Genomic DNA, 24322 nt, shown 5'->3' on the forward strand with positions numbered 1-24322 from the left:
ATCGCCTGATGAAGCATCCGGCCGAGCGCGCCCCTGGCGTCAACGAGGAGGCCCGCCCTCCCAGCTCGCGGCGCCAGACCTGGCTGGCCCGCCTGGGCAAGGTTTTCCGTTTCGCCGCGCAGCGAGCCGAAGAACAGAAGCTGCTGCAGGTGGCGTCCAGCCTTACGTTCACCACCGTGCTGGCGATCGTGCCGATGCTGGCCGTGGCGCTATCCCTGTTCACCGCCTTTCCCCTTTTCCAGGAATTCCGCGTCGCGCTGGAGGACTTCCTCAGCCATAACCTGATGCCCCCATCGGTTTCCGACAACGTCATGGGGTATCTGAATCAATTCGCTCAGCAAGCATCGAGCCTGACCGCCATCGGCGGCGCCTTCCTCATCGTCACGTCGGTGCTGCTGATCATGACCATCGATCAGTCGTTCAACGACATCTGGCATGTGAAGCGACAGCGACCACTGTCGCAACGCGTGCTTGTCTATTGGTCGGTGATCACGCTCGGGCCGCTGGCGGCCGGAGCCAGCTTGTGGGCGACCTCGTTCGTGGCGCGCGAATCGATGGGACTGGTGCAGGACGTGCCCGAGATCGTCAGCCTGGCCATTTCCTTCATTCCGCTGCTGTTGTCGGGCCTGGCCTTCTCGGCGCTGTTCGTGGTGGTGCCCAACCGCAGGATCCTGTGGCGCGACGCCCTGGTGGGCGGGTATGGCACCGCCCTCCTTCTTGAAGTGATGAAGTCGGCGTTCGCCTATTACCTGACTCGCTTCCCGACCTATACGGTCATCTACGGCGCGTTCGCCACGCTGCCCATCTTCCTGTTGTGGCTGTATCTCTCGTGGCTGGCGGTGCTGTTCGGCGCCACCGTGGCGGCCAGCCTGCCGCTGATCCGGCTGGGGCGCTGGGAGATCAACCGCCAGGCCGGGGCGGCCTTCATCGACGCGGTCAATGTGCTGCGCTCGCTGCGTCGCGCGCAGGGCGGCGCGCCTGTCGGCCTGAGCACCGCCGAGCTGGTCAAGCAGCTGCAGCTCAACCATGACGAGCTGAACGACGTGCTGGACGGCCTGGAAGACATGGGCCTGGTGGCGCGCACCGCCGACCAGCGCTGGATCCTGGCCTGCGACCCGCGCACCACCACGCTGGCGCCGGTGTTCGACGAATTCCTCCTCGACCGGCGCCAACGGCGCGTCCGGGACGACCCCGCCCTGTCGGCCGCTGTCGCGAGTGTGCTTTGCAGCACGCCTCCTTCACTGGAAGAACTCGCCGGACAGGCGCACAATACGGCGAATGACGCCACGGCGCGGCCAGCTGCGGCCGTGGTCACGTTGGAAGCGGGCAAGAAGTAGGAACGCGAGTTCCCAAGGAGGAAGCCATGTTGAAAGTCAGCGAGATTCTGCGCGTCAAGGGCAACGCGCTATACACCACATCGCCCGACACGCCGGTCACAGTGGCCGTACAGACCATGAGCGAACAGGACATCGGTTCGCTGGTCATCATGGAGGCCGGCATGCTGGTGGGCATGCTGACCTTCCGCGAAATCATCCGCCACATGCACACGCACGGCGGCGCGCTGGGCAACACCACCATCCGCGCCATCATGGACGATGCGCCGGTCAGCGTCACGCCCAACACCAGCGCCGACGAAGTACAGCGGCTGATGCTGGAGAAACATGCGCGTTACATTCCGGTCATGGACGGTCCCACGCTGCTGGGCGTGATCTCGTTCTACGACATGGCGCAAGCCATCGTGGCCGCACAGCAATTCGAGAACAATATGCTGAAGGCCTACATCCGCGACTGGCCCATGGACAGCAGCGAGAACGAAAGCGAGCAGGCCGAGCAGTCGAGGTCCTGAAGCTCGCCCGCGCTGGCGGCAAGCCGGGGCGCGCGCGACGCACCAGGCGGGGCCGAGTGGACCGATAGGGATCGATCGGGATCGATAGGGGATTACGCAGCCGCCAGCGGCGGTTCGACGTCGGGCTCGAAGTCGCGGCGGTCGCGGTCGGGCCCATGCAAGGTACGCCACGCCTCGTAGATCAGGCCGGGATCGTTGGCGGCCAACTGCCGAGGGTCCGACAACATGCGGCGCCAGCGGCGCGCACCCGACTGTCCGTTCACCAGGCCCAGCATGGGCCGTACGATCACCCTCAGCGGCACGCCAGCGGCCACCTGGTCGGCGGCGTAGCGGGTCATGGCATCGACCACCTGTGCGTCGGTGGGCAGGCGCGTGGCAGGCCACAGCCGCAGCGACACCTCGGACAGCACGCGCGGCGTATGCCAGGCGGCACGGCCCAGCATCACGCCATGGAAGTCCTCGGCGGCTTGCAGCGACTGGCTTGCGTCGGCCAGCCCCCCATTGAGCACAATGACGCAATCCGGAAAATCCTGCTTCAGGCGGCGCACCGCGTCGTAGCGCAGCGGCGGGATTTCGCGGTTGTCCTTGGGCGACAGGCCCTTCAGTACGGCATTGCGGGCATGGACGACGAACACCCGGCACCCCACTTCGTAGAGGTGCCCCACGAAGTCGCGCACGAAATCGTACGAGTCGTCGTAGTCGAGACCCAGCCGGTGCTTTACCGTGACGGGGATGTCCACGGCGTCCTGCATGGCCTTGATGCAATCGGCCACCAGAGCCGGTTCGGCCATCAGGCAGGCGCCGAAGGCGCCGCGCTGCACGCGTTCGGACGGGCAGCCGCAGTTGAGGTTGATCTCGTCGTAACCCCATTGACGGCCCAGCCGCGCGGCCTGCGCCAGCGCGTCGGGTTCGCTGCCGCCCAGTTGCAGGGCCACGGGATGCTCGGCCGCGTCGAAGTCGAGGTGACGCGCCACATTGCCGTGCATCAGGGCGCCGGTGGTGATCATCTCGGTGTACAGGCGTGCGCGCGGCGCCAGAAGCCGGTGAAAGAAGCGGCAATGGCGATCGGTGACGTCGATCATCGGGGCGACGCAGAGCCGCCAGTCGGAGGAGTCCAAGAATTGCTCGGGGGAACGCGGGAATGCCGGTATTTTACGGCGAGCCGGCCCGTGCGCGGGCGCCCGTGCGGCGTAGTCTAAAATTGCGCCGCGAGCCGCTCCGGGTGCGGCTTGCGCGTCCGCCAAACCCCTCCGCTTTCGCCAATGGCCGTATTCACTCCTGTATCCGACGATGACGCACGCGCGCTGCTGACGCGCTACCAACTGGGAGACCTGGTGTCGCTGCGCGGCATCACGGCCGGCATCGAGAACACCAACTATTTCCTGCATACGACTCACGGCGAGTACGTGTTGACCCTGTTCGAGGTGTTGACGCAAGAGCAGTTGCCGTTCTACATCGAGTTGATGCACCACCTCGCCCAGCGCGGCATTCCGGTGCCCGAGCCCCAGACGCTGCGCGACGGCACCCGTCTGACGAGCCTGCATGGCAAACCCTGCGCCATCGTCAGCCGTCTGCCGGGCGGCTACGAACCTGCGCCGGGCGCGGCCCACTGCAGCCTGGCCGGCGACACGCTGGCGCGCGCGCACCTGGCCGCGCGCGATTTTGCGCTGGTCCAGCCCAATCTGCGCGGCCTGGCCTGGTGGCAGCAGACCGTGCCGAAGGTGCTGCCTTTCATGCAGGACGACCAGGCCGCGCTGTTGCAGAACGAACTGGCCGCGCAGACCGAAGCGGCCGCAACGGCCACCTGGCGCGCGCTGCCCTCGGGTCCCGCCCATTGCGATCTGTTCCGCGACAACGTGCTGTTCGCCGGCACGTTCGAGGCGCCGCGCATGGGCGGCATCATCGATTTCTATTTCGCGGGCTGCGACACCTGGCTGTTCGATGTGGCCGTCAGCGTGAATGACTGGTGCATCGTGCGCGACACTGGCGAGTTCGTGCCCGGACTGGCGCAGGCATGGCTGGCCGCCTATGCGGCCCAGCGGCCGTTCACGGAGGATGAGCGCCAGGCCTGGCCCCTGATGCTGCGGGCCGCGGCGCTGCGCTTCTGGGTGTCCCGCCTGTACGATTTCTACGTGCCGCGCCCGGCGCAGACGCTGAAGCCGCACGATCCGCGACATTTCGAGCGTGTGTTGCTGGCGCGCCACCGTGGCGCCCTGCCCGCCTTGCCCTGAGCCCGGGCATACGCATAATCGAACATGACGCGCGCCTTCGCATACCTCATTCATTAGAAGACTCATGCAAGCAGCATCGCTACCCGCAAGCGCCGGCTGGCAATGGATACGTACTGGCCTGCAGCTGTTCCTGAAGCAGCCGCTGGCCATGTTCACCTGGTCGATGGTGGTGGGACTGTTCGTGCTGTTCGCGGCGCTGACGCTGCCCATCGGGCCGTTGCTTCTGCCCGTTCTGATGCCCATCGTGGCGCTGATGAGCCTGTCGGCGTCCAAGCACATCGAAGCGGGACGCACCATGCTGCCGTCGATGTGGCCCAAGCCGCTGCAGCGGCCCGGCGTGTTCAAGAAGCTGTCGATGATGGGCATGCTGTACGCGGCCGCGGTGCTGGCCGCCGAGATCGTCGCGGTGCTGCCCTTCGCGGGCAATATCGCCGAGGGCGTGAACCTGGCCACGGCCAGCAAGGACATCGGCCCCATGCTGGCCGCCATGCGCGAGCCCCTGATACTGTTCGCCCTGCTGTACCTGCCCATCGCGGCCCTTTTCTGGCATGCGCCGGTGCTGGTGGCGTGGCATGGCCTGCGCATGACGCAGGCGCTGTTCTTCTCGGGCGTGGCCTGCTGGCGAAACAAGTGGGCCTTCCTGGTGTACGGAGTGGCGTGGGCGCTGATCTTCATGTTTATCGACCTGGCTACCGGTCTACTGGTGGCGGCCGGCCTGCCCGCGCCGCTGATGAATGCGCTGCAGATGCCGGTGAACATCGCGGCGGGCGGCGTGCTGTACAGCAGCTTCTATCCGGCCTATACCACCATCTTCGGCAGCGATGACGCCAGCACGGGTCTCGACGACCGCGACGGCGCCACGGCATAGGGCCGCACGCCAGGGCGCAAGCGTCCTCACCCGCAGAACCCGGCCGTTGCGGTCGATGAAGGCCACCTGGATGGCGTAGGCCATCCCCGCCGTATGGACGCCCCGGCACGGGCGCAGCAAGACGCCGCTGCGTGGCCCGGGCGGCCGCCTGCGCGGCAGCAGGCCCAGCAGCCGGGCGCACGGTGTGCCCAGGGACAGCAGGCGCAGGCGATCGGCGGGCAGCGAGGTCGCCATGGCAGTCATCCCAGGGCCGGCAACAGTTGCAGCGCTATCGGGAAGCCCAGCACGATGAAGGTGCAGGGAAAGATGCAGCCGATCAAGGGCAACAACATCTTCACCGGCGCCTCCATGGCCAGGCGCTCGGCGCGCTGGAAACGGTCGGCCCGGCACTGCGCCGCCTGTCCGCGCATCAATGGCCCCAAGCTCATTCCCAGCGTATCCGCCTGCGCCAGCGACGCCACCCAGGCCTGCAGCGAAGAACTGCCGCTGCGGGCCGCCATGGCCTTCAGCGCCGCCGTGCGGCCCATGCCGGCACGCATATCGGCCAGCGCGCCGCCCAGGATTTCCTTCAACGGCCCGGGCGGCGCGCATTGCACGGACTGCTGCAGCGCGCCGTGCAAGCCGAGCCCGGCCTCGACACACAGCGTCATGAGGTCCAGCACGAACGGCATGTCGCGGTCTATACGAAGCCGACGGTGGATCGCCACTCGGCGCAACCACAGGCGCGGCAGCACGCCGGCCAGGGCCGCCGCGGCGGCCGCAGGCACGAGCGCCTGGAGCTGCATGCGCCATGCGATCGCCGCCGCGGCGCAACCGGCGCAAAGCGAAGCCAGCCACGCCAGCGCGGCCAGGTCGCGGTCGGTTACCTGCGGCGGCAAGCCCGCGCGCTCCATCAGGCGCTGCCAGCGCGCGCGTGCACGCCAGGACAGCAGAGGTCCGGCGATGCGGGCCAGCCACGATGTCCAGGGCCACGCGGCCCGCCACCACCACGGCAGGGGCGGCTCGAGGCGCGGCGGCCGCTGTCCGCGCCACAGCGGGACGCAGATCGCGTATGCCGCCAGGGCGGCACACAGGCCCGCCAATCCCATTGCCAAGGCGATGAACATGAACGCCCGTCCTCAGATATCGATATCGACGATGCGGCGGATCAACAACACGCCCGCCACTTCCAGCACGGCCACCACGGCCACCACGGACCAGCCCAGCGGCGTATGCCACAGGACCGCCATGGCCTGCGGTTCGAGGCGGTTCAGCACCACGGCCAACAGGATGGGCAAGGCGCCCACGATCCACGCCTGCATGCGCCCTTGGGCCGTCAGCGCGCGAACCTTGCCCTGCAGCTGCAAACGTGCCCGCAGCGTATCGGCGATGCGTTCAAGGGCTTCGGCCAGGTTGCCGCCGGTCTGCGAGGCGACCCGCAGCGCAGCCACGACCAATACTGTCGCATCCGAGGGCACGCGCGATTGCAGGTTCTCGAGCGCGCTCGCGAACGGCACGCCCAGGCGCTGCTCGCGCAGCATCAATCCGAACTCTTGCGACAGCGGCGCTTCGCTCTGCTCGACGATGTGCTTCAGTGCCACGGCCAGGCTGGCCCCGGCCGACAAGCCGCCCGCCAGCGACATCAATGCCGCCGGCAGCTGTCGCTCGAAACGCCGCAGGCGATGGCGGCGCAGGCCTTCGACCAGTCGTGCCGGTACGCGCACCGCCAGAGCGCCGGCGATGGCAGCCGCCAGCAGACTTTGCGTGCCGGCCCAGGCAAGCAGCCCCGTCAGCGCGCCGCACACGACCGCCGCGAGCCACAGCTGCGCCGGATCGATGAAGAGGAATATCTCGTCAAGCTTGACGCCTGCCTCGTGGGTGTACACCTGTCGGTAGCGCTGCAAGGCGGGGCGCACCCAGGCCTGCGCGTGCCATGCCAGCGCCGCCACCGCCATGCCCGCCATGACGAAGGCCAGCCACGTCATGCCGAACCGTCCTGCACGGCATTCGTGTAGACCGCGGCCAACGCGCCGCGGGCGTCGGGGCCATCGCCCTGCCAACCGTCCATGAAGGTCGGTCGCAAGCCGGTGTCGACGAAGCCGCGCACGGGATCGTAGCGGAACAGCTCCTGCAACTGTATGCGGCCGCTTTCCATTCCCGTGACTTCGACGATGGCCGTGACCAGCCGGCGGCCATCCGACAGGCGCGCCTGCTGGACGAGGATGTCGATGCTGGAGGCGATATGTTCGCGCACCACCGCAAGCGGAAGGTCCAGGCCGGCCATCAGCGTCATGGCCTCGAGCCTGCCCAGAGCGTCCCGCGGCGAATTGGCATGCAGCGTGGTGAGAGAGCCTTCGTGCCCGGTGTTCATGGCCGTCAGCATGTCGAAGGCTTCGGCGCCGCGGCATTCGCCCACCACGATGCGGTCGGGCCGCATCCGCAGTGCGTTGCGCACCAGATCGCGGATGTCCACCCTGCCCCTGCCCTCCAGGTTGGGAGGCCGGGCCTCGAGCGAGACCAGGTGCTCGTGATGCAGCCGCAGCTCGGCGGCGTCTTCGATGGTGACGATACGCTCGCCGTCGGGAATGGTATTGGAAAGAATGTTGAGCAGCGTGGTCTTGCCGGAGCCGGTGCCGCCCGACACGACGATGTTCTTGCGCTGGCGCACGCAGAGCATCAGAAGTCCCGCCATGGCGGGGTCGAGCGAACCATTGCGGACCAGGTCGGGCAAGTGCGGCCGACGCATGGGGAATTTGCGTATGGTGAGGCTGGGGCCCCGTATGGCGATGGGCGGTATCACCGCATTGACGCGCGAGCCATCGGGCAGCCGCGCATCGACCATGGGCGAGCTTTCGTCGATGCGCCGCCCCAGCGGCGCGACGATGCGCTCGATCACCCAGCGCACCGATTGTTCGCTGCTGAAGACCGCGGCATGGCGCGCCAGCGTGCCGCCGCGTTCGACATATACCTCGTCGTGGCGGTTGACCATGATCTCGGTGATGCCGGGGTCCGCCAGCAACGATTCCAGCGGGCCTAGTCCTACAGCCTCGTCCAGCACGGCGCGGCACAGACGGGCCCGATCGACATGTGATGGCAGGTCGCCGTCCTGGCCGACCAGGTCGTCCAGCAGCTTCTGCGCCTCGGCCCGCAGCGCCTGGTCGCTCATGCCGGCCACGTCCCGCCGCCGCAGATCCAGGGCTTGCAGCAAGGCGGCGTGCAGGCGCTTGTGATACGGCAGCAGCACCATGGCGTCCTGCATCGGATCGCGCGGTTCCGCTTGCGCGTCGGCAACGCCGGCCGGCGCAACGGCATGTTCATCGCACGAATCATCGGTCGCGCCGCCAGCGTTCGGATCGAGGCGCACGCGCACTTGGCACGGGCCGATGAGAATGCGGTCTTCGGGCATCAGCGGGGCATGCGTGGCAATGCGCGTGCCGTTGACCATGGTGCCCGCCAGCGTGCCCAGGTCTTCGAGCACGATGCTGTCGCCGCGCACCGCCAGCGTCGCGTGCTGCTTGCCCACCCGCCAATTGGCGATGCGTACGGCGCAATGCGCGGCGCGGCCTATGGTGATGGGCGGCGCGCCACGGTGCAGGCGCTGCGTTCCATCTTCGAAGGTGAGTTCCAGTTCGAGCATGGTCAGAAGGCTCCGGAAGATTGCGTGTAAGGAGGCACCACCCATTGCGAGCCCGCGCCATCGGGACTGCTCCAGCCGCGGCCCGACGCGGCTGGCGGCAGAGGGCCAATCTGCGGCGGATCGGGGAAGGCCTGCTGCAACACGCCCTGCGCCTGACGTACGCTTTGGTCGAAACCCGCGTAGTCGGGCGAGACGATGCTGGGCGTGACGAAAATGGCCAGCTCGGTGTCGCGGGTCTGCGAGCGGCGGGTGGAAAAGAGACTGCCCAGCAGCGGGATATCGGAAAGCAGCGGCAAGCCGCTGCGCTCGGTCGCGCGCTCTCGCGACAGGAATCCGCCCAGCACGAGAGTCTGTCCGGAACGCACGTTGAACTCGGTCATGGCGCGACGCGTGCGCAGCGCCGGGCCGGACGGCAGGCTCATGGAAGCATCGATGGAACTGGCTTCGACCTCGATGCGCGAGCGTATGGTGCCGTTGCGGTCGATGCGCGGCGTGATCTGCAAGGACACGCCGTATGGCTTGAATTGCGTGTTGCTGCCGCCGTCGCGGTCGGTCGTGGCGTAGGGAACCTCTCCGCCCGCCAGGAACGAGGCCGTGCTGCCGCTGCGCGCGAGCAATTGCGGCTGCGCCAGCAGCACGGCCTCGCCACGCTGCGCCAGCGCACCGAGACTGGCGGCCAGCATGGCATTGACGCCGAAGTATCCGGCGGCGCGTCCGGTGGGCATCGGCATGGCCAGCGGCGGCTGGCCGGGCCGCTCGGTAAGCGCCCGCGCCGCCGAGCCGCCGTCCCACGCAAGGCCTGCCTGCAAGCCTCCTTGAGTGGCGGGATCCCAGCGCACGCCGAACTCGAGCAGCCGGGAACTGGGCAGTTCGACGACCTGTACATCCAACAGCACCATGCGGTCCCAGCCCACCTGGCCGGTGAAATCGAGAATGCCGGGGTAGCGCTGCGCCAGGGCGGCGATGCGCGCACGGTCATCGTCGGACAGGTCATTGCCTTCGATGACGATGTTGCCGCCGACCTGCACGCTGCGCGCGGCGGGTATGCCTTCGAGGAGTTTGTCCACCTCGGCTCGCATGCGCCGCAGGCCGGCGGCATAGACGCGCACGGTGTACGCCACGGGCGCACTCTTGCCGGCCCATACGTGCACGGTAGACGTACCTTCCTGGCGAGCGAACAGCACGACCTCGCGCTCATCCGCCGCCATCGCGGTAAGCACCTGCCCATTGCCCACCGCTACCCGGTGCGCGCCGGGTGCGGCCAGCACGCGGCTTTCCCCGACCTCGAGTTCGATGTCAGTGGCAGGCATGTCGGCTTGCGCGGCCGCCGGCATCGCCGTAGACGGGCGACCGCCTGGCGCCGCCTGCACCGCTCGCTCGGCGTGCAGCACTTGTATCGGCAGGGTCACCAGCACCGCCGCGTAGACGTGACGCCAGCGGCGTCCTGATCGGGATGAGCCCGTGCGCATCATGGCAAGTCCGCTCCGAACTCGTGCGCAGGCCCTGCCGATCCGGATGCGGCGCCCGACATGACGTCGACACGGTCGCCATAGATGATGTCGACCTGCCGGGGCGCGGGCCTGGCCGCTCGGCGCAGGCCCAGCATGCCAGGCAGGTCGTGTACCCCGCCCTCGGCGGCATGGCCGGACGCATCCTCGACCGGACGCAGCAGTGCGGTGAGAACGCCGTCCTGGCGCGCCGCCACCACCTTCATGGCATCGCGGACGGAGGCGTCCAGCGTGATGCTGGGCGGCGTGCCGTCGGCGCCTGTGTCCACGGCAATCACCCTGCCGCCCTGCAGCAGCGGCATCGTCAACTGGCGGCCATCGTGCGAGAAAGACACGAACAGATCGATGCGGTCGTCGGGCCGCACGGGGTGCGGAAGATCCCGTATCTCGGACAGCGGCAGGCTGAGCGCGCGGCGGCCGGCCTGCAACTGCCCCGCCACGGGCTGCGCGGGGGCATGGCGCAACACCTGATGCTGCAATACCGTTTCGCCCGCTTTCAGCGGCAGGGCGAGCACACCGCCCTCGACCTGGTCGAGCGCCTCGGGCGCAATGGAATCGGAGGCGGCCCACGCGGCGGGAATGTCGCGCACCGCCAGGCTGGCCATGCCAAGCGCCGTGCCGGCGGGTAGATCGGCCGCGGCCACGAGGCGCGCCACCATGGGCACGCGCCCCTGGGCTTCGAGCTCGAGTGTGCGCTGCTGGATATGCTCGCGCACGGCCCAGGCCGCGACCAGGCCGGCCACGGCGGCGAAAAGATAGCCGCCGAACGCCCGAGCCAGCTGCATCAGGCCCGCCAGCGTCATCGAGCCTCCTCGCCGCTGGCTACGTGAGCCTGCGGCACATTGGGCGCGGGCGATATCTGGACAAACTGCGTACCCGTCACGATGGCGCTGCCCGATCCCGCCGGTACGATGTCCACGGCCATCACGACGGCGGCGCGCACCCACTCCTGGGTGCCGTCGGCGTCAAGCGGCGCCGGCGTCCAGCCGGACCGCAGCAGATTGCGCCGCACCGCGGTTCGCACCACGCCTGGCGCTTCGGCGTGCCGCCAGATCTGTTGGCGGTGCCGGCCGGCGGTTTCCTGCGTGGAGAAATCGAAGGCCAGCTGCGCGCCGGCGGGCAGCCAGTCGGGGCCAGCCGACGATTGCGATCGAGCCGCCGGCCAGCACACGCGCGACAGTGTTCCGGCGCTGCGCGCCGGACCCACACCGGTAACGGTGGCCGTACTGAGGCACTCCGGGTTTCGATCCGACAGCACCGCCATGCCCTGCAGCACGGTGAGGTCGCCGAGTTCGGGGTGATGCGAGCGCAGGTGCGCGATCGTTGCCGATACGCTGGACGGCGCCTCGTAGTATGTGATGTGAGCCGGCGCGCCGTACAGGGTGGCATGCCGCGCAAGTACAGTCTGGACGGCGCCCTTCGGCAGAGACCACGCGATATCGTTGGCCGCCGTTGCCGCGGGCGGGGCCGCGTGAACCGCCATGGCCAGCAACGGCTGCGCGCACACCAGCGAGAGACGCGCTGGCGCAAGCCGCCGTGTTGCGCGGCGACGCGGGACGCGAACCGGATGGGCCCAACGCTGCGATGGATGGCGGCTTTGCATGGGAACTCCTATCGCTTGACGGCGACACGGCCAGCCGGCGCCAGATCAGCCCAGGCGGACACCCAGTCGTCACCCGGCCTGCGTCCGCCCCATGCCGCATCGAGGTTTCTTACACGCGACTGCAAAGCGTTGGACAGACGGCGCGACGCGTCCGCGGTGCGCGACCAGCCCGCCACGCTGGCCGTCAGGCGCTGCTGTGTATGGGCATCGGATTCGGCATGCCCGGCGCCGATTGCGACAGCGGTATGGCGCCACAGCGACGTGGGGGCGGCGACGCCCGCGGCCGCCTCCCACCCCACGTCCGGCGCGACACGGCGCTGCGCCTGTGCCGCCACCAGCCCGTCATCGACGCGCAGCCACTCGAGCGCCAACCGGCGACCCACCGCATCGTCGCCGCCGGCCGCGGTCGGCGAAGAGGAGGACGTACGCGACACCGACACGGACGTGCCGTGGTCGGCGCGTGCCGCCGACGGCGCCCGTGCGGCCGTGAATGCGGCCAAGCGTCCCGCCTGGGATACCTCGAGCGCCTGGAACTGCAACCGGCCGATCCACGCGATGGCGCAGGCGAGGCCCGCCATGGCTGCGGCGGCCAGCACGGCTTCGACCGTGCCCTGTCCGAGCTGGCGCAGGGGCGACGCCGCGGCATGCCGCGCGCGGCCCATACGCAGAGGCGGCCGCGAGTGACCAGGCAAGCTCATGGCTGCGTCCTTGCGGTGGCGAGTTCCTGCGCCGTGACGGCCGCGCGACGCGCCTGCCAGTATGGCCTGAACAGCGTAGCCAGTTCGTCGCGGCCGTCCTCGCGCGCCTGGGGCCGCGAAAAGAAAGTCTCCGCCGCAGCCGCGACCGTGAGCGACCCGCCGCGCAACGCCCGCCAGCCATGGCGACCCGCCACAGCAACCGAACTGGCTCCGCCGGACACGGGAAGTTCGGCGGCATCTTGGCGGACCGCGATGGCCAGCCGCAATGGAGCGTCCGCGCGATCGGATGCCGCCTCGTGGAAGTCGGGCAGTCCACGTCCGGCCACGGACACACGCGCCATGCCCGCGTAGGCGGTGGCCAGCGGATTGCTCTGTCCGCCGAAGATGTCCCATGCGGTGTTCTTGTCGACCCAACGCCAGAAATCCTCTTGCGAGAAATCCTCTGGCGCGCGCTCTACAGGCGTGCCCGCAACATTGCCAGCCAGCCCCCAACCCGTGGCGTACTCGCGAAAATAGCAGCCGATGGTGTTGTTGCGCCGAACCGCGTGGTAGGACAGCGTGTCGGTGGCCGACCAGCGTCCGCGCGCGTCCATCTGTGTGGTGCCGCGGCGGCGGAACTCATGCCGTTTCTCGGGACATTGGCGGTGTACGATCCATGACCCGCGTCGGGTGATGTCGCGCGGGCGCAGGAACGCATAACGCGCCGCTGCCGTGCGCACCATCTGCGAGACACCGTCGGCTCGATGGCCGGGCTGCGCCTTCACGAAACCGGCCCAGTTGTCGTCCAGCATGCGATATCGCGGGCCTGCAGCGTGATCGGACCCGGACGCGCCGCCCGCTGCGCGCCCCCACTCGGGATAGTTGGCCTGCAGCACGGCGCGCAGCATAGCGGCGCGCTGCGCCGGCAATTGACCCACCTGCCGCCGTGCCACCTGGACGAGCGTGTCATGGACGAGCGCATCGTGTTCTTGATGGCGCCGCGCGAACTGCTGCGCCATGGATGACGTGGCCTGTGCCGATGCGTACCCTTGCAAGGCCTTTTCACCGAACAAGGCGCCTATCAGATAGGCCGGCGGATTGCCCATGGCGCGGCGCTGCGCCTGCGTGCCCGAGAACTGGGCCCAGGAAGCCAGTGTGACGAGGTGCGCCATGGCGACCTGGTGCGCCACCTGCGCCCGATTGACATACGCCAGCAGATTCAGCGCCCGCGCCTGCGCCAACGCCGCCGAGTAAGCCGCCGCATCGGCGGCATGGGTGAGACGGGTGCGTGCGGCCGCCGTCTGGCCCACGTTGTACATGCCTACCCACGCGATTCCGCACAGGCCGAGCAACGCCAGCGCGGGCACGAGGGCCTGCCCTGCGCAGCGCTGCGGCGCACACGGAAAGGACCTCATTTCGCGGCCTGGGCATTGCCCGTGAACGATTGCAGCGAACGCGACTTGGTCTGCTCTGCGGCCGTGGTGCCGGCCGTGCGAGCCTCGCGCGATTGCGCCGAGCCGTCCTGGCCGGCAAGCTCGCGCGCCATGGCCGCCGTCTGCGAACGCACGACCTGGCCGAACAACTGATAGACCGCGATGGCGGCGACCGCGATGAGGGCCACCACAATGATGTACTCGGTCATGCCCTGGCCACGCTGGCGCCGTTTGTAGACTTGCATGAGCCCTCCGTAGGTAGTGATGAACATGGAGGGCAGTATGGTCGGGCCCGGGCGGCTGGGCTATTCGCAGATACCGAGGGCGATGAAAGCGCGCACAGGCGTTGACCGGCGCGCTCATATCAGCCATCGTCGCTACACCCATCACCCCGCGCGACGTCGCCTCTCGATCACAACGCGAACCTACCAAAAGTAGGTTACTATCAGTAGGTACAAATCCTGAACGAGAGATTTTCATGCACGCACTCATTGTCATCGCGCATCCCGATCCTCAGTCCCTCACGCACGCCGTTGCCGGCCAGGTGGCGCGCGGCATCGAAGCGTCCCGATCCGGCCACACGTTCGAGATCGCCGACCTCAGCGCGGAAGGTTTCGACCCGCGATTCAACGCGGGGGACGTCGCACAGTTCCGCGGACAGGCCGGGCCGCCCGCCGACGTGCTCGCCGAGCACGCCCGCCTCGATCGAACCGACGATCTGGTGCTGGTCTATCCCGTTTATTGGTGGTCGTTTCCCGGGCTGCTCAAAGGATGGATAGACCGCGTGTTCGTCAACGGCTGGGCCTATCGCGACGTGCCCGGCGCGAAGCTCGAAAAGCTGCTGGGCCGTTTGCGCGTCCATCTGGTGGCGGTGGGCGGAGCCGACATGCGCACCTACGAAAAGCACGGCTACACGGCAGCCATGAAAACCGGCATCGATCATGGCATCTTCGGCTACTGCGGCGCCCCCGTCGTCACGTCACAACTGCTGCTTCCCCAGGACGGCACGTTTCCGGACGCCCATTTCGAGACGGCGCGGTCCCTCGGGCAGCGGCTGTTCAGTGCACCCGGCACGGATGCCTAGCCGGCGACTGTGACAAGCCGGGGAAGGCGGCATGACAGTGGCTCGGCCGCAACGTCACGCCCGAGTCATTACAACTTCTTACGCTGGCCCTCTTTTCAGCCCAAAGTAAGAGTGAGCCTCGTGATCATGCCTTTCAGCCTCCACTACCGCAAACGGATCGGTGCAATTGCCTGCGGCTTGCTCGCCCTGTCGGGCTGCGGCAGCGACTCGGACCGGGACGACGATGTCGCGGAAGGTCCGGACGTGTCGGAACCCGCCCCCGCGCCGCAACCTCAACCCGAACAAAAGATTCTGCGCGTGGGCGTCCTGCCCGACACGCAGGGCAGTTCTTCGGGCGTGGCCGAACACCCCATGCGCGCCGCGCTCGACAAGCTTGTGCAGGAAGGCGCCGAGATCGTGCTGATGGCCGGCGACCTGACCGAGAACGGCACGCAAGCCGAATATGCGCAATGGCGCGCCATCGCCGACGAATACACCGACCGCGTGACGCTGCTGCCCATCATGGGCAACCATGACAACAAGGGCATCGACCAGGACTATTTCGACACGGTGGGCGACCTGATCCCTGCCGACGCCACGCACATGCCCGGCTCGAAGTACAAGAACTACGCCGTGGTACGCGACAACGTCCTGTTCATCAACCTGTCGTACGACTGGCTGCCCTTCGCGTACGACTTCGTCGAGGCGCAGATCGACGCGCATCGCGAGCGGGTCGACCACATCATCTTGATGACGCACAATTCGTTCGTCGGCAACCGCTACGGCATGCTGCGCGAGAAGATCCTGGAAGGCTATCTGTCCGAGCCCTCGGATGTGGCGTTCCGCGAGGTCTACGACAAGTACCGCACGCTGTTCGCCGCCAACGACGTGGTGTACGTCTCGGGCCACGAGCACATGTACTCGCGCAGCCAGATCCGCGACATCACGCAGCGCCAGTTCACGCAGATCGTCGCGGGCAGCGCCGCCTACAAGGGCTATGAGAACCGCTACGGCGAGCACGAGCAGGTGCAGAACACCGTGATGGTGAAGATGGCCAGCGAATCGGTGGGTCCCATCGACACCAACGTCTCGGTCTTCACCATCCAGGGCCCCGCGGTGGACTATCGCGCCTACTACGCCCCGCACACGGTGCTGGCCAACAGCGACGGCCCGAGGGAGCTGGCCTCGCCCGACTGGCGCCTGTTCGACCGCTACACGCGCACCACCACGCGCTGCGAGAAGATCGTGTATCCGGGCAGCATCCCGGCCGGCATCCAGGCCAACAACATGTACGACCCGGGATACCGCACCGCCCCGTGCGCCTCTCCCTCGGGCCAGAGCGCGCGCCTGCTTGATGGCCGCAACGAAGTCTTCAACCGCTACGACACCCGCACGCGGGCCATGGCGGTCGAACCGGGCGTGACCTTCGCCGGCACCAACCGCGAGCTCGAATCGCTGATGTACCGCTACATGTTCATCCGCCACGAAAGCTGGCGTCCGAACCTGAACAACAGCCAGCGCGCGCGAGTGATCGACGAGGGCACGCCGGACGAAGAAGTCGAGATCCGCGCCACCACCATCGACCTCAGCAAGCATGTCACGCTGTCGTGGAAGACGCGCGAGGCCGGCGCGCTGTCCGACACGCTGGCGGTGTCGGGCATCAGCGGCCAGAGCGGCATCTACACCGACCCGTACGGTGCGATCAAGGACATCACCGTGGACGTCGGCCTGGCCGGCAGCTATGGCGATGGTTCGGAAATGGGCAAGCAGCCGGTCACTCTGCCGGCGGGGGCCACCCGCGACTGGCGCCTGCAGGCCGGCGACACCGGCCACAAGTACGTGCTGGAGTTCTCGCTGCCCGCGGACGTGGCGGCCCAGGACGCCATGCTGGCTCGCTGGGACGGCAGCACCTGGGTGGCGCTGACCGACGCCGAATGCGTCAGCGCGCAGGCGTATCGCACCGAATTCCTGTCCGGCACGATTCCGTCCGACGTGGACGGCGCCTGCGCGGGCGGCACGCTGGTCGGTTTCGATGCGGCCCGCAGCGCCTTCTGGGCCCGCCTGGTAGAAGACGGCCAGTTCGCCGTCGTCGCCCGCGACTGATCAAAGGGGGCCGGCGCGCCAGCGTCGGCGCCTGCGCGCGACAAAGCGAACGCCGCCCCGAGGGGCGGCGTTTTCTCGTTCCGCGACGATGCGCGGCTCAGCGATCTGCCGCGTTGCTGATGGCGCTTCCGGCGCGCTGGATGTCCTTGCCCATGCCGGACACGGTGTTGCAGCCCTGCAGCACCAGACCGAAGACCACCAGCGCGGTCAGCATGAATTTTGTGCGCACGATTCGAACCTCGTTGTCAGGCGACGCGCACGCGCAGTTCGCCCAGGCCTTCCACGCCGCCGCTCATGACGTCGCCCTGCACGACGGCGCCCACGCCTTCCGGCGTGCCGGTGAAGATGATGTCGCCCGGCTGCAGTTCGAACAGGCCGGACAGATAGGCGATGCTTTCAGCCACGTTCCAGATCATCTGCGACACATCGCTGGACTGCTTGCGCTCGCCGTTCACATCCAGCCAGATCGCGCCCTTGTCGAGCGTGCCGACCTTGCTGCGCGGATGGACGGGGCCGATGGGCGCGGCGAAGTCGAACGCCTTGCCGACCTCCCACGGACGGCCCTGCTTCTTGGCCTCGCCCTGCAGGTCGCGGCGCGTCATGTCCAGACCCAGCGCGTAACCCCAGACGCATTGCGCGGCGGCTTCGACCGACAGGTTCTTGCCGCCCTTGTCCAGCACCACCACCAGCTCCATCTCGTAGTGCAGGTTGGAGGTCTTGGAGGGATAGGGCATCGTGCCGGTCTCGCCATCGGCCACCGGCACCAGGCTGTCGGGATGCTTGCAGAAGAAGAACGGATCTTCACGGCCGGTGAAGCCCATTTCCTTGGCATGCTCGGCGTAGTTGCGGCCCACGCAATAGACGCGGCGCACCGGGAAGCGGGCAGCGGTGCCCGCCACGGGCAGCGACACGGGCGGGATCGGGGCAATGACGTAATCCATCTGCGAAACCTCTGTAGGCATATGGCCGCGGCGCGGCCGGATCGGAAAGCCGATGGGCGACTTTATACGCTAGTTCCCGCGGCCGGCAAAGTGAGCGGCACGCCGCAAAAAATGCCCCCACGCCGCGCCTTCGGCTTGCTGCCCCCCGAGGGGGCTTTTTGCCTTGGGGCGGCCCGGCGGCAAAACGCAACGGGCGGCCCGCAGGCCGCCCGCTTTCGCGCAGCTGAACAATGCATGGCCGGCCACCGGCCGGCCCGCCGGATCAACCCTTGGCGTAGCGCTCGGCGCTGCGCACGATTTCCTGGTGCGCGGCGTCCAGGCCCTTCCAGCCCTTGACCTTGACCCACTTGCCCTTCTCGAGATCCTTGTAGTGCTCGAAGAAGTGCTGGATACGGCCGATGTCTTCGGCCGGCAGGTCTTCGTACGTCTTGATGTTGCGGTAAGGCGGGTACAGCTTGTCGACCGGCACGGCCAGCAGCTTGGCGTCGCCGCCCGACTCGTCGTCCATCTCGAGCACGCCGATGGCGCGGCAGCGCACGACCGCGCCAACCTGGATCGGGAAAGGCGTGATGACCAGCACGTCGGCCGGGTCGCCGTCTTCCGACAGGGTCTGCGGGATGTAGCCGTAGTTGCACGGATAGTGCATGGCCGTCAGCATGAAGCGATCGACGAAGACCGCGCCCGTGTCCTTGTCGACCTCGTACTTGACGGGATCGGCATTCATGGGGATTTCGATGATGACGTTGAAGTCTTCCGGCAGCTTGTTGCCGGGACCGACGCGATCAAGACTCATGGTTCAACCTTTGTTGTCTGTAGGGGAATGGGGATTGCGCGTGTCCGGCTGCGCGGGCACGTCGGGTCGGGGCGCCGCGGGCGGCACGGCCGCGGCACCGGCCGGCGACGGCGCCGTAGCAGGCGCAGGCGTCGGCGCGGCGGCCCGACCGGAATCGGCGGCGCCGGCCGGCGCGGGATAGCTGGAAACGGGAGCCTCCAGCGCCGACGGCGGGATGGGCGCGCTGTCGAAGTAGTCTTCGATGTCGACCGCCGAGCGCGACGGCACGGCGGCCGGCGCGTCGGCGGGCACGGGACGTTCGCGCGCGCCGCGGGCATCGGGATCGAGCACGTAGTCGACCACGGGCGCCTGCTCGGGCATGGGCTCGGAGACAGGCGCTGCAGCCGGCGCCTGCTCATCGGACAGCAGCGCCGCATACTCGCCCTCGCCGTCCACGTGATGCGGGTCCGCGCCCATGTCGGCCGCGGGAAGCGCGCCATCCGTGGCAAGCACCGGCAGGGCCTGGTGCGCGGCGGTGGCCAGGCGCCAGTGGCGCACGGCATCCACGGGCCGGTCCAGGCGGTCGTAGAGACTGCCCAACAGCGCATGGCACTGCGCATCGTTGCGGCGCGCCAGGCTGCGCTGCAGGTAGCGTTCGGCCTGCCCCCACAGCTGGCCGTTCAGGCACAGCACGCCCAGCGCGGTCAGCAGGTGCGCATCGGTGGGCCGCTGCTGCAGCCAGGTCTCGGCCTTGGCCAGGCGGCGCGGCACCTGTTCGGCGTCGCAGCGCGCATAGGCCGCGACCAGCGCGGGATTGAAGCGATCCGCGATGGCGGCCTCGAGGATGCGCGCGGCTTCGGTGCCCTCGCCCGCCGACTCGAAGGCCGCGGCGCCGGCCAGTGCGATGTTGGGCAACTGGCGTTCTTCGGGCTTGAGATCTTTCCAGATGACGCGCCAGCCGTCGCCGGCCATGCCGGCGCGCAGGCGCGCGGCGCCCGCATGGTCGATGAGCTGCGCGCCCTCGTCCTTGGCAAGTGCATTGCGGCGCAACAGGCCGCGCGCCAGCGTGAACACACGCTCGTGATGCTCGAGCGCGGTCTCGGCGCGCAGCAGCAGGCGCGACGTGTGCAGATGCCGGGCGCCGCCATCCTGCAGCGGGGCCAGCGTATCGAGCGCCTGCTGCGGCCTGCCCTGGTCGAGCAGCATGTCGGCGGCAACGGTGGCCGTGGCCTCGAGCAGGCCGGGATCGTCGCCGGCCTGTTCACGCGCCGCGTCGATCATGCGGTCGCGGCGCGCGAACTCGCCCAGGCCGTGCGCCGAGCGCGCGGCCGCCAGCGCCGCCAGCACTCGCCGGCTGCGCACCTTGCTTTGGCCGAACAGGCGGGTAAGGTCTTTCTCGGCATGGGCGAAGCGGCCTTCCAGCATGCCGATCCAGCCGCGCTCCAGCAATTCGTGGTCGCGGGCCTGGGCGCGACGGCCGCGCCACGCGCGCACGCGGTCGGGGATGGCCAGCAGCCACGACAACAGCCGCAGCACCACGTACAGCGCCACGAACAGGGCCAGCAGCAGCAGCACCGCCAGCGTCAGGGAGACTTCGATACGCCACGGCCAGATGAGCAGCAGCACATTGCCGGAATGCTGGCGCAGCATGACGGCCAGCGCGACCGCGACCACGGCCAGCAACAGGGTCCAGAGCCAGGTACGCATGCGTCAGTCCTGCCCTTCCGCCTTGCTGCCCGCGGCACGCAGGGCGGCGATGGTGCTGAGGCTGTCGGATACGTCGGGTACGCGCACGGCGATCTCGACCTGCGACAGTTCCCGCGCCAGCGTGCGGGCGGCCATCGTGTCCTGCGAACGCTCGTCGAAATAGCGCGCCAGCGTGTCCTGCACATTGTCCAGTTCGGTTTTCCACACGGGTTGCTGGCGCATCAGCATGGCCAGCTGCACCGTCAGCAGGCGCTGGCGCAGCGTGGAGCGCACCATGGTGGCCTGCTCGGGAGACAGCAACAGCGCGGAAGGTTCGTCCACGCGCTGCACGCGGATCAGGTCGCCCAGCTCGTGCGCGACGGCCTGGCCGGCGCGTCCGGGCCAGGACTCGACTTCAGCGCGCCAGCGCTGCCACCACGGCGCATCCGCCGGCAGGTCGGCGGTGGGATCGACGGGCGGCGGCGCCGGCTGGGCCGCCTCGGGCCTGGACTGGCCTGGCCGCGCGAGCGGCGCGGCGTCGTCGGGCACGAGCAGCGGCGCGCGTCCCACCAGGGCGACCAGCCGCTCGATGCGCGCCGATTGCGCGGGAATGTCGACGGTGGTTACGGCGCGCAGGCGGTCGAGGTCGCCGTTGATGCTTTGCTGCAGTCCCGCCAGACGCGGACGGTCCGCCTGGGCGAGGCGCGATTGTGCGGTTTCGAGCGCGACGATGGCGTTGTTGACGTCGCCCGCCAGGCGCAGCTGCTGGCTGGCCAGCGTGATCATGCGGTCCACGTCGTTGACCAGGATCTCGTCGCTGGCGCCGCTGCTGAACGTCTGCCACGCCTGCTGCAGCGCGCTGTTCTGCGTCTGCACCTCGCGGATGCGGCCCTCGAGATCGGCGACCTGATTGGTCTGCGCCTGTGCCAGCGCAAGCGCCTGGCGGCCCTCCTGGCGCGCCTGCGACAACTCGCGGTTCATCTGGTCGAGCCTGGATGCGACCTCCTGGCCTGCGGCCCGGAACTCTCGTCGCTGCGCCCACAGCGCGCCGCCCAAGGCGATGGCCAGCAACGCGACAATGACCAGCGCAGCGATGAGTGTGCTGCTGACGGAGCGAGCCCGCGGAGGCTTGGAGGAAACCTCGGGCCGGGATGGGGGCACGGAAGGCGCGGGAGACGCGCCGCCGGAAGCGTCCGGCGGCGCGGCCGGACGGATATCGGAGGTGTTGTCTGTCATGACGCGATTGTATTCGTTGGAGGCTCGGAACGACGACTCAGGCGGCAACAAGGGCCTCGAAGATCGCCTCATCGGCAGGCATACAGTTTTTTACCACCATGTCGCCAGGGGCGTCATCGGCGGCGCCGCGCAGGACCTGCGCCAGCCGAGGATGCGTGACCACGAAGCGGCATTGCTTCCACCATGCTTGCAGGCCTGCGGCACGGACGGCATCGGCCGTAGCGGCGATGCCCTCGCTGCTGGTCAGCAGCCAGGTGACCGGCACGCCCCGCCGCGCCCATTCGCGCAGCGCCGCAAGCGCGTCCGCGGACCACGCGGCCGGCAAGCGGCGATACAGGGCATGCCGGACCACCTCCACGCCGCGCTCGGCCAGGCGATCCGCCAGCCAGTCGCGGCCCTGCGTACCGCGCACCAGTAACGCACGGCGCGGCATCGGCCGCGTCGACAGGATGTGCCAGAGTGCTTCGGAATCGTGCGCGTCGGCATCCGCGGGGGGATGCAACACGGTCGTGGACTGGCCCACCAGCGCGGCACCGCGCAGCGTCTGCGCGGTGGCCGGGCCTACGGCCGCCACCACGCAGCCGGGCGGCCAGCCGGTCGACCGAAGGCAGGGCTCCACCTGGTCCAGGTACAGGCGCGCGGCATTGCCGCTGACGAACACCGCAAGCTGGAAATCGTGCGGCATGGGCGGCGGCACGACGGCCGGCAGCGGTTCGATGGTCAGCGCCGGCAGGCACAGGGCCTGCCAGCCGGCCGCGCCCAGGCGTTGCGCCAGGGCTTCGTTGCGGCCCGCGGGCCGGGTCAGGACGGCGATCCGCGACATGGCGTCCGCCCGCTCAGGATGACGCGTCGTCCTGCGTCAGCGACGCCAGGATGGCGTCGGCGCCGTCGGCCAGCAATTGCCGGGCGGCCGCCTCGCCGATTTCCTCGGCCTGCGCGACGGGCCCCTGCCCTTCGGCTCGCACGATGCGGTTGCCGTCAGGCGAAGCGACCAGCGCATGCAGCACCAGTTGGTCGCCCTGCACGCGCGCATAAGCCGCCAGCGGCACCTGGCACGAACCGCCCAGGGCCCGCGACACCGCGCGTTCGGCCAAGGAACAGGCGGCGGTGTCCGCATGCACGAGCGGCGCCAGCCAGCCGCGCAAGTCGGCGCGATCGCCGCGTATCTCGATGCCCAACGCGCCCTGACCGGCGGCGGGAAGACTGTCGGCGGGCTCGAGCAGCGAACGGATGCGATGCCCCAGCGCCAGGCGATCGAGGCCGGCGGCGGCCAGGATGATGGCGGCATATTCGCCGCGATCGAGCTTGGCCAGGCGGGTGTCGAGATTGCCTCGCAGCGGCTGCACCCGCAGGTGCGGATAGCGGGCACGCAGCTGCGACTCGCGGCGCAGGCTGGAAGTGCCGACCACGCTGCCGGCGGGAAGCTCGGCCAGCGTGGCATAGTCGTTGGAGACGAAGGCGTCGCGGGGATCCGCGCGCTCGAGCACGGCGCACAACTCGAAAGGCGCCTGCAGATCGACCGGCACGTCCTTCAGCGAATGCACGGCAAGGTCGGCGCGGTCGTCCAGCAGCGCGTTTTCAAGCTCCTTGACGAACAGCCCCTTGCCACCGACCTTGGACAGCGTGCGGTCCAGGATCTGGTCGCCGCGGGTGGTCAGCGTGAGCAGCTCGACGCTGCAGGCGGGGTACAGGGTCTGCAGCCGGCCGCGTACAAATTCGGCCTGCCACAGCGCCAGGCGGCTGGCGCGTGTGGCGATGACCAGTCGTTGCGGAGCGGACACGGTCAGATGAACCGGGACACGATCACCGTGGCGACCACGCCGATCACGGCGAGAACGAACAGGCCTTGCAGCAGGCTGAGGCCCGATTCGGATTGCTGGGGATTGGCCGTCTTATGCAGAGCCATGAGTGGATTCCTTGGACACGGTTTTGCGGCTTGCCAGCCACCGTCCCAGGACAACGACCAACAGGGCGCCAATAATTTCTGCGCCGATTTTAACCGTGGTCGGCTGGACGCCGAATTGATCCACGACAAACACGTCGGTCACGATCATGCCGCCCGCGATCCAGCCCAGCAGCGCCGCGCCGAAGGTGACGACCAGCGGGAAGCGGTCGATCAGCTTGAGCACCAGCGTGCTGCCCCAGATGATGATGGGCACGCTGATCACCAGGCCGAAGATGACCAGGCCGATCTGGTGGTCGGCGTGGGCGTTCTGGGCCGCGCCGGCGATGGCGATGACGTTGTCCAGGCTCATGACGAAGTCGGCCACGATGATGGTCTTGACCGCGCCCCAGATGGAGGCGCCGCCCTGGATCTTGTCGTGTCCTTCATCCTCGGGCATCAGCAGCTTGACGCCGATCCAGAGCAGCAGCAGGCCGCCCACGACTTTCAGGAAGGGGATGGTGAGCAGCGTGAGCGCGAAGGCGATCAGCACCACGCGCAGGATGATGGCGCCGGCGGTACCCCACAGGATGCCCTGCATGCGCTGCTTGGGTTCGAGATTGCGGCAGGCCAGCGCGATGACCACCGCGTTGTCGCCACCCAGCAGGATGTCGATCATGATGATCTGGAATACGGCAGCCCAGCTGAGGGTCTGGAAAAACTCGAGCACGTTCTATCCCCCGAAACGTCGTGTACAGACTGGAATGAGACAAGAAAAGAAAACCGGCTTCGCCCCCCGGGCCCCGAACAATTCGGGGACACCGGGGGGCGAAGCCGGCTATTGTAGTTCAGCTAGG

At 68.5% G+C, this 24322-nt stretch carries 25 protein-coding genes; 6 read left to right on the forward strand and 19 right to left on the reverse strand.

Features of this window, described 5'->3' with window-relative positions; all coding sequences use genetic code 11:
- Positions 1-8: 8 nt before the first annotated feature.
- Both CAL15_RS09805 and CAL15_RS09810 read left to right on the forward strand, forming a co-directional pair.
- The gene (locus CAL15_RS09805; RefSeq protein WP_086078420.1) at positions 9-1337 is read left to right on the forward strand and encodes a YihY family inner membrane protein; all 1329 of its coding nucleotides are present in this window, start codon (positions 9-11) and stop codon (positions 1335-1337) included.
- A gap of 26 nt (positions 1338-1363) precedes the next feature.
- Positions 1364-1846, forward strand: a complete 483-nt coding sequence (locus tag CAL15_RS09810; protein ID WP_086078421.1) for a CBS domain-containing protein — start codon at positions 1364-1366, stop codon at positions 1844-1846.
- Between the two features lie 92 nt (positions 1847-1938).
- Here CAL15_RS09810 and dusA read toward each other — a convergent pair whose 3' ends face one another.
- The gene (gene dusA, locus CAL15_RS09815; protein ID WP_232468223.1) at positions 1939-2928 is read right to left on the reverse strand and encodes a tRNA dihydrouridine(20/20a) synthase DusA; all 990 of its coding nucleotides are present in this window, start codon (positions 2926-2928) and stop codon (positions 1939-1941) included.
- Positions 2929-3108: 180 nt separating this feature from the next.
- Here dusA and CAL15_RS09820 point away from each other — a divergent pair, with 180 nt between their 5' ends.
- Together CAL15_RS09820 and CAL15_RS24640 are read left to right on the forward strand one after the other, a co-directional pair.
- Positions 3109-4077, forward strand: a complete 969-nt coding sequence (locus CAL15_RS09820) for a homoserine kinase (RefSeq protein ID WP_086078423.1) — start codon at positions 3109-3111, stop codon at positions 4075-4077.
- Between the two features lie 64 nt (positions 4078-4141).
- Positions 4142-4945 (forward strand): BPSS1780 family membrane protein, encoded by an 804-nt coding sequence (locus CAL15_RS24640; protein ID WP_232468170.1) that lies wholly within the window; start codon positions 4142-4144, stop codon positions 4943-4945.
- Between the two features lie 239 nt (positions 4946-5184).
- Here CAL15_RS24640 and CAL15_RS09830 read toward each other — a convergent pair whose 3' ends face one another.
- The 9 genes from CAL15_RS09830 to CAL15_RS09870 all read right to left on the reverse strand — a co-directional run bounded on the left by CAL15_RS09830 (position 5185) and on the right by CAL15_RS09870 (position 14027).
- Positions 5185-6051: a type II secretion system F family protein gene (locus CAL15_RS09830; RefSeq protein ID WP_086078425.1), complete on the reverse strand. Its 867-nt coding sequence runs from the start codon at positions 6049-6051 to the stop codon at positions 5185-5187.
- A 12-nt stretch (positions 6052-6063) separates the two neighbouring features.
- Positions 6064-6909 carry a type II secretion system F family protein gene (locus CAL15_RS09835; RefSeq protein WP_086078426.1) on the reverse strand — a complete coding sequence of 282 codons (846 nt, stop codon included), beginning with the start codon at positions 6907-6909 and terminating at the stop codon, positions 6064-6066.
- Positions 6906-8567, reverse strand: coding sequence for an ATPase, T2SS/T4P/T4SS family (locus tag CAL15_RS09840; RefSeq protein WP_198299249.1), 1662 nt, complete (start codon positions 8565-8567; stop codon positions 6906-6908). Before CAL15_RS09840 ends, CAL15_RS09835 begins: the two co-directional genes overlap by 4 nt.
- Positions 8564-9895, reverse strand: a complete 1332-nt coding sequence (locus CAL15_RS09845; protein ID WP_086078428.1) for a type II and III secretion system protein family protein — start codon at positions 9893-9895, stop codon at positions 8564-8566. Before CAL15_RS09845 ends, CAL15_RS09840 begins: the two co-directional genes overlap by 4 nt.
- Before the next feature lie 134 nt (positions 9896-10029).
- Entirely contained in the window at positions 10030-10872 is an 843-nt protein-coding gene (gene cpaB, locus CAL15_RS09850; RefSeq protein ID WP_086078429.1) for a Flp pilus assembly protein CpaB, read from the reverse strand.
- Positions 10869-11552: a hypothetical protein gene (locus CAL15_RS09855; RefSeq protein ID WP_157666633.1), complete on the reverse strand. Its 684-nt coding sequence runs from the start codon at positions 11550-11552 to the stop codon at positions 10869-10871. Before CAL15_RS09855 ends, cpaB begins: the two co-directional genes overlap by 4 nt.
- 128 nt (positions 11553-11680) lie before the next feature.
- Positions 11681-12370, reverse strand: a complete 690-nt coding sequence (locus tag CAL15_RS09860) for a hypothetical protein (protein ID WP_157666634.1) — start codon at positions 12368-12370, stop codon at positions 11681-11683.
- Complete coding sequence (locus CAL15_RS09865; protein ID WP_086078432.1) at positions 12367-13764, reverse strand: pilus assembly protein TadG-related protein; 1398 nt, start codon at positions 13762-13764, stop codon at positions 12367-12369. The genes CAL15_RS09860 and CAL15_RS09865 overlap by 4 nt, the downstream gene beginning before the upstream one ends.
- The gene (locus CAL15_RS09870; protein ID WP_086078433.1) at positions 13761-14027 is read right to left on the reverse strand and encodes a hypothetical protein; all 267 of its coding nucleotides are present in this window, start codon (positions 14025-14027) and stop codon (positions 13761-13763) included. Before CAL15_RS09870 ends, CAL15_RS09865 begins: the two co-directional genes overlap by 4 nt.
- 233 nt (positions 14028-14260) lie before the next feature.
- On the opposite strand from CAL15_RS09870, the gene CAL15_RS09875 reads away from it, so the two are divergent.
- Both CAL15_RS09875 and CAL15_RS09880 read left to right on the forward strand, forming a co-directional pair.
- Positions 14261-14866 carry an NAD(P)H-dependent oxidoreductase gene (locus CAL15_RS09875; protein WP_086078434.1) on the forward strand — a complete coding sequence of 202 codons (606 nt, stop codon included), beginning with the start codon at positions 14261-14263 and terminating at the stop codon, positions 14864-14866.
- A 126-nt stretch (positions 14867-14992) separates the two neighbouring features.
- Entirely contained in the window at positions 14993-16948 is a 1956-nt protein-coding gene (locus CAL15_RS09880; RefSeq protein WP_086081023.1) for a metallophosphoesterase family protein, read from the forward strand.
- A 97-nt stretch (positions 16949-17045) separates the two neighbouring features.
- Here CAL15_RS09880 and CAL15_RS09885 read toward each other — a convergent pair whose 3' ends face one another.
- The 9 genes from CAL15_RS09885 to CAL15_RS09920 form a co-directional block, all read right to left on the reverse strand.
- Entirely contained in the window at positions 17046-17177 is a 132-nt protein-coding gene (locus CAL15_RS09885) for an entericidin A/B family lipoprotein (protein WP_086078435.1), read from the reverse strand.
- Between the two features lie 16 nt (positions 17178-17193).
- Positions 17194-17889: a fumarylacetoacetate hydrolase family protein gene (locus CAL15_RS09890; RefSeq protein ID WP_086078436.1), complete on the reverse strand. Its 696-nt coding sequence runs from the start codon at positions 17887-17889 to the stop codon at positions 17194-17196.
- Between the two features lie 262 nt (positions 17890-18151).
- The gene (gene ppa / locus CAL15_RS09895) at positions 18152-18682 is read right to left on the reverse strand and encodes an inorganic diphosphatase (RefSeq protein ID WP_086078437.1); all 531 of its coding nucleotides are present in this window, start codon (positions 18680-18682) and stop codon (positions 18152-18154) included.
- 3 nt (positions 18683-18685) lie between these two features.
- Positions 18686-20368: a heme biosynthesis HemY N-terminal domain-containing protein gene (locus CAL15_RS09900; RefSeq protein WP_086078438.1), complete on the reverse strand. Its 1683-nt coding sequence runs from the start codon at positions 20366-20368 to the stop codon at positions 18686-18688.
- 3 nt (positions 20369-20371) lie between these two features.
- On the reverse strand, positions 20372-21583 hold the full coding sequence (locus CAL15_RS09905; RefSeq protein WP_086078439.1) for a uroporphyrinogen-III C-methyltransferase: 1212 nt from the start codon (positions 21581-21583) through the stop codon (positions 20372-20374).
- 37 nt (positions 21584-21620) lie between these two features.
- Positions 21621-22406 carry a uroporphyrinogen-III synthase gene (locus CAL15_RS09910; RefSeq protein WP_086078440.1) on the reverse strand — a complete coding sequence of 262 codons (786 nt, stop codon included), beginning with the start codon at positions 22404-22406 and terminating at the stop codon, positions 21621-21623.
- A gap of 13 nt (positions 22407-22419) precedes the next feature.
- Positions 22420-23364, reverse strand: coding sequence for a hydroxymethylbilane synthase (gene hemC / locus CAL15_RS09915; RefSeq protein ID WP_086078441.1), 945 nt, complete (start codon positions 23362-23364; stop codon positions 22420-22422).
- A gap of 2 nt (positions 23365-23366) precedes the next feature.
- A complete protein-coding gene (locus CAL15_RS24765; RefSeq protein ID WP_269768321.1) occupies positions 23367-23489 on the reverse strand; it encodes a hypothetical protein in 123 nt (40 codons plus the stop codon).
- Positions 23476-24195: a TerC family protein gene (locus CAL15_RS09920; protein WP_086078442.1), complete on the reverse strand. Its 720-nt coding sequence runs from the start codon at positions 24193-24195 to the stop codon at positions 23476-23478. The genes CAL15_RS24765 and CAL15_RS09920 overlap by 14 nt, the downstream gene beginning before the upstream one ends.
- Between the last annotated feature and the right edge of the window lie 127 nt (positions 24196-24322).

The sequence above is a fragment of the Bordetella genomosp. 13 genome, from assembly GCF_002119665.1.
Lineage (GTDB): Bacteria > Pseudomonadota > Gammaproteobacteria > Burkholderiales > Burkholderiaceae_B > Bordetella.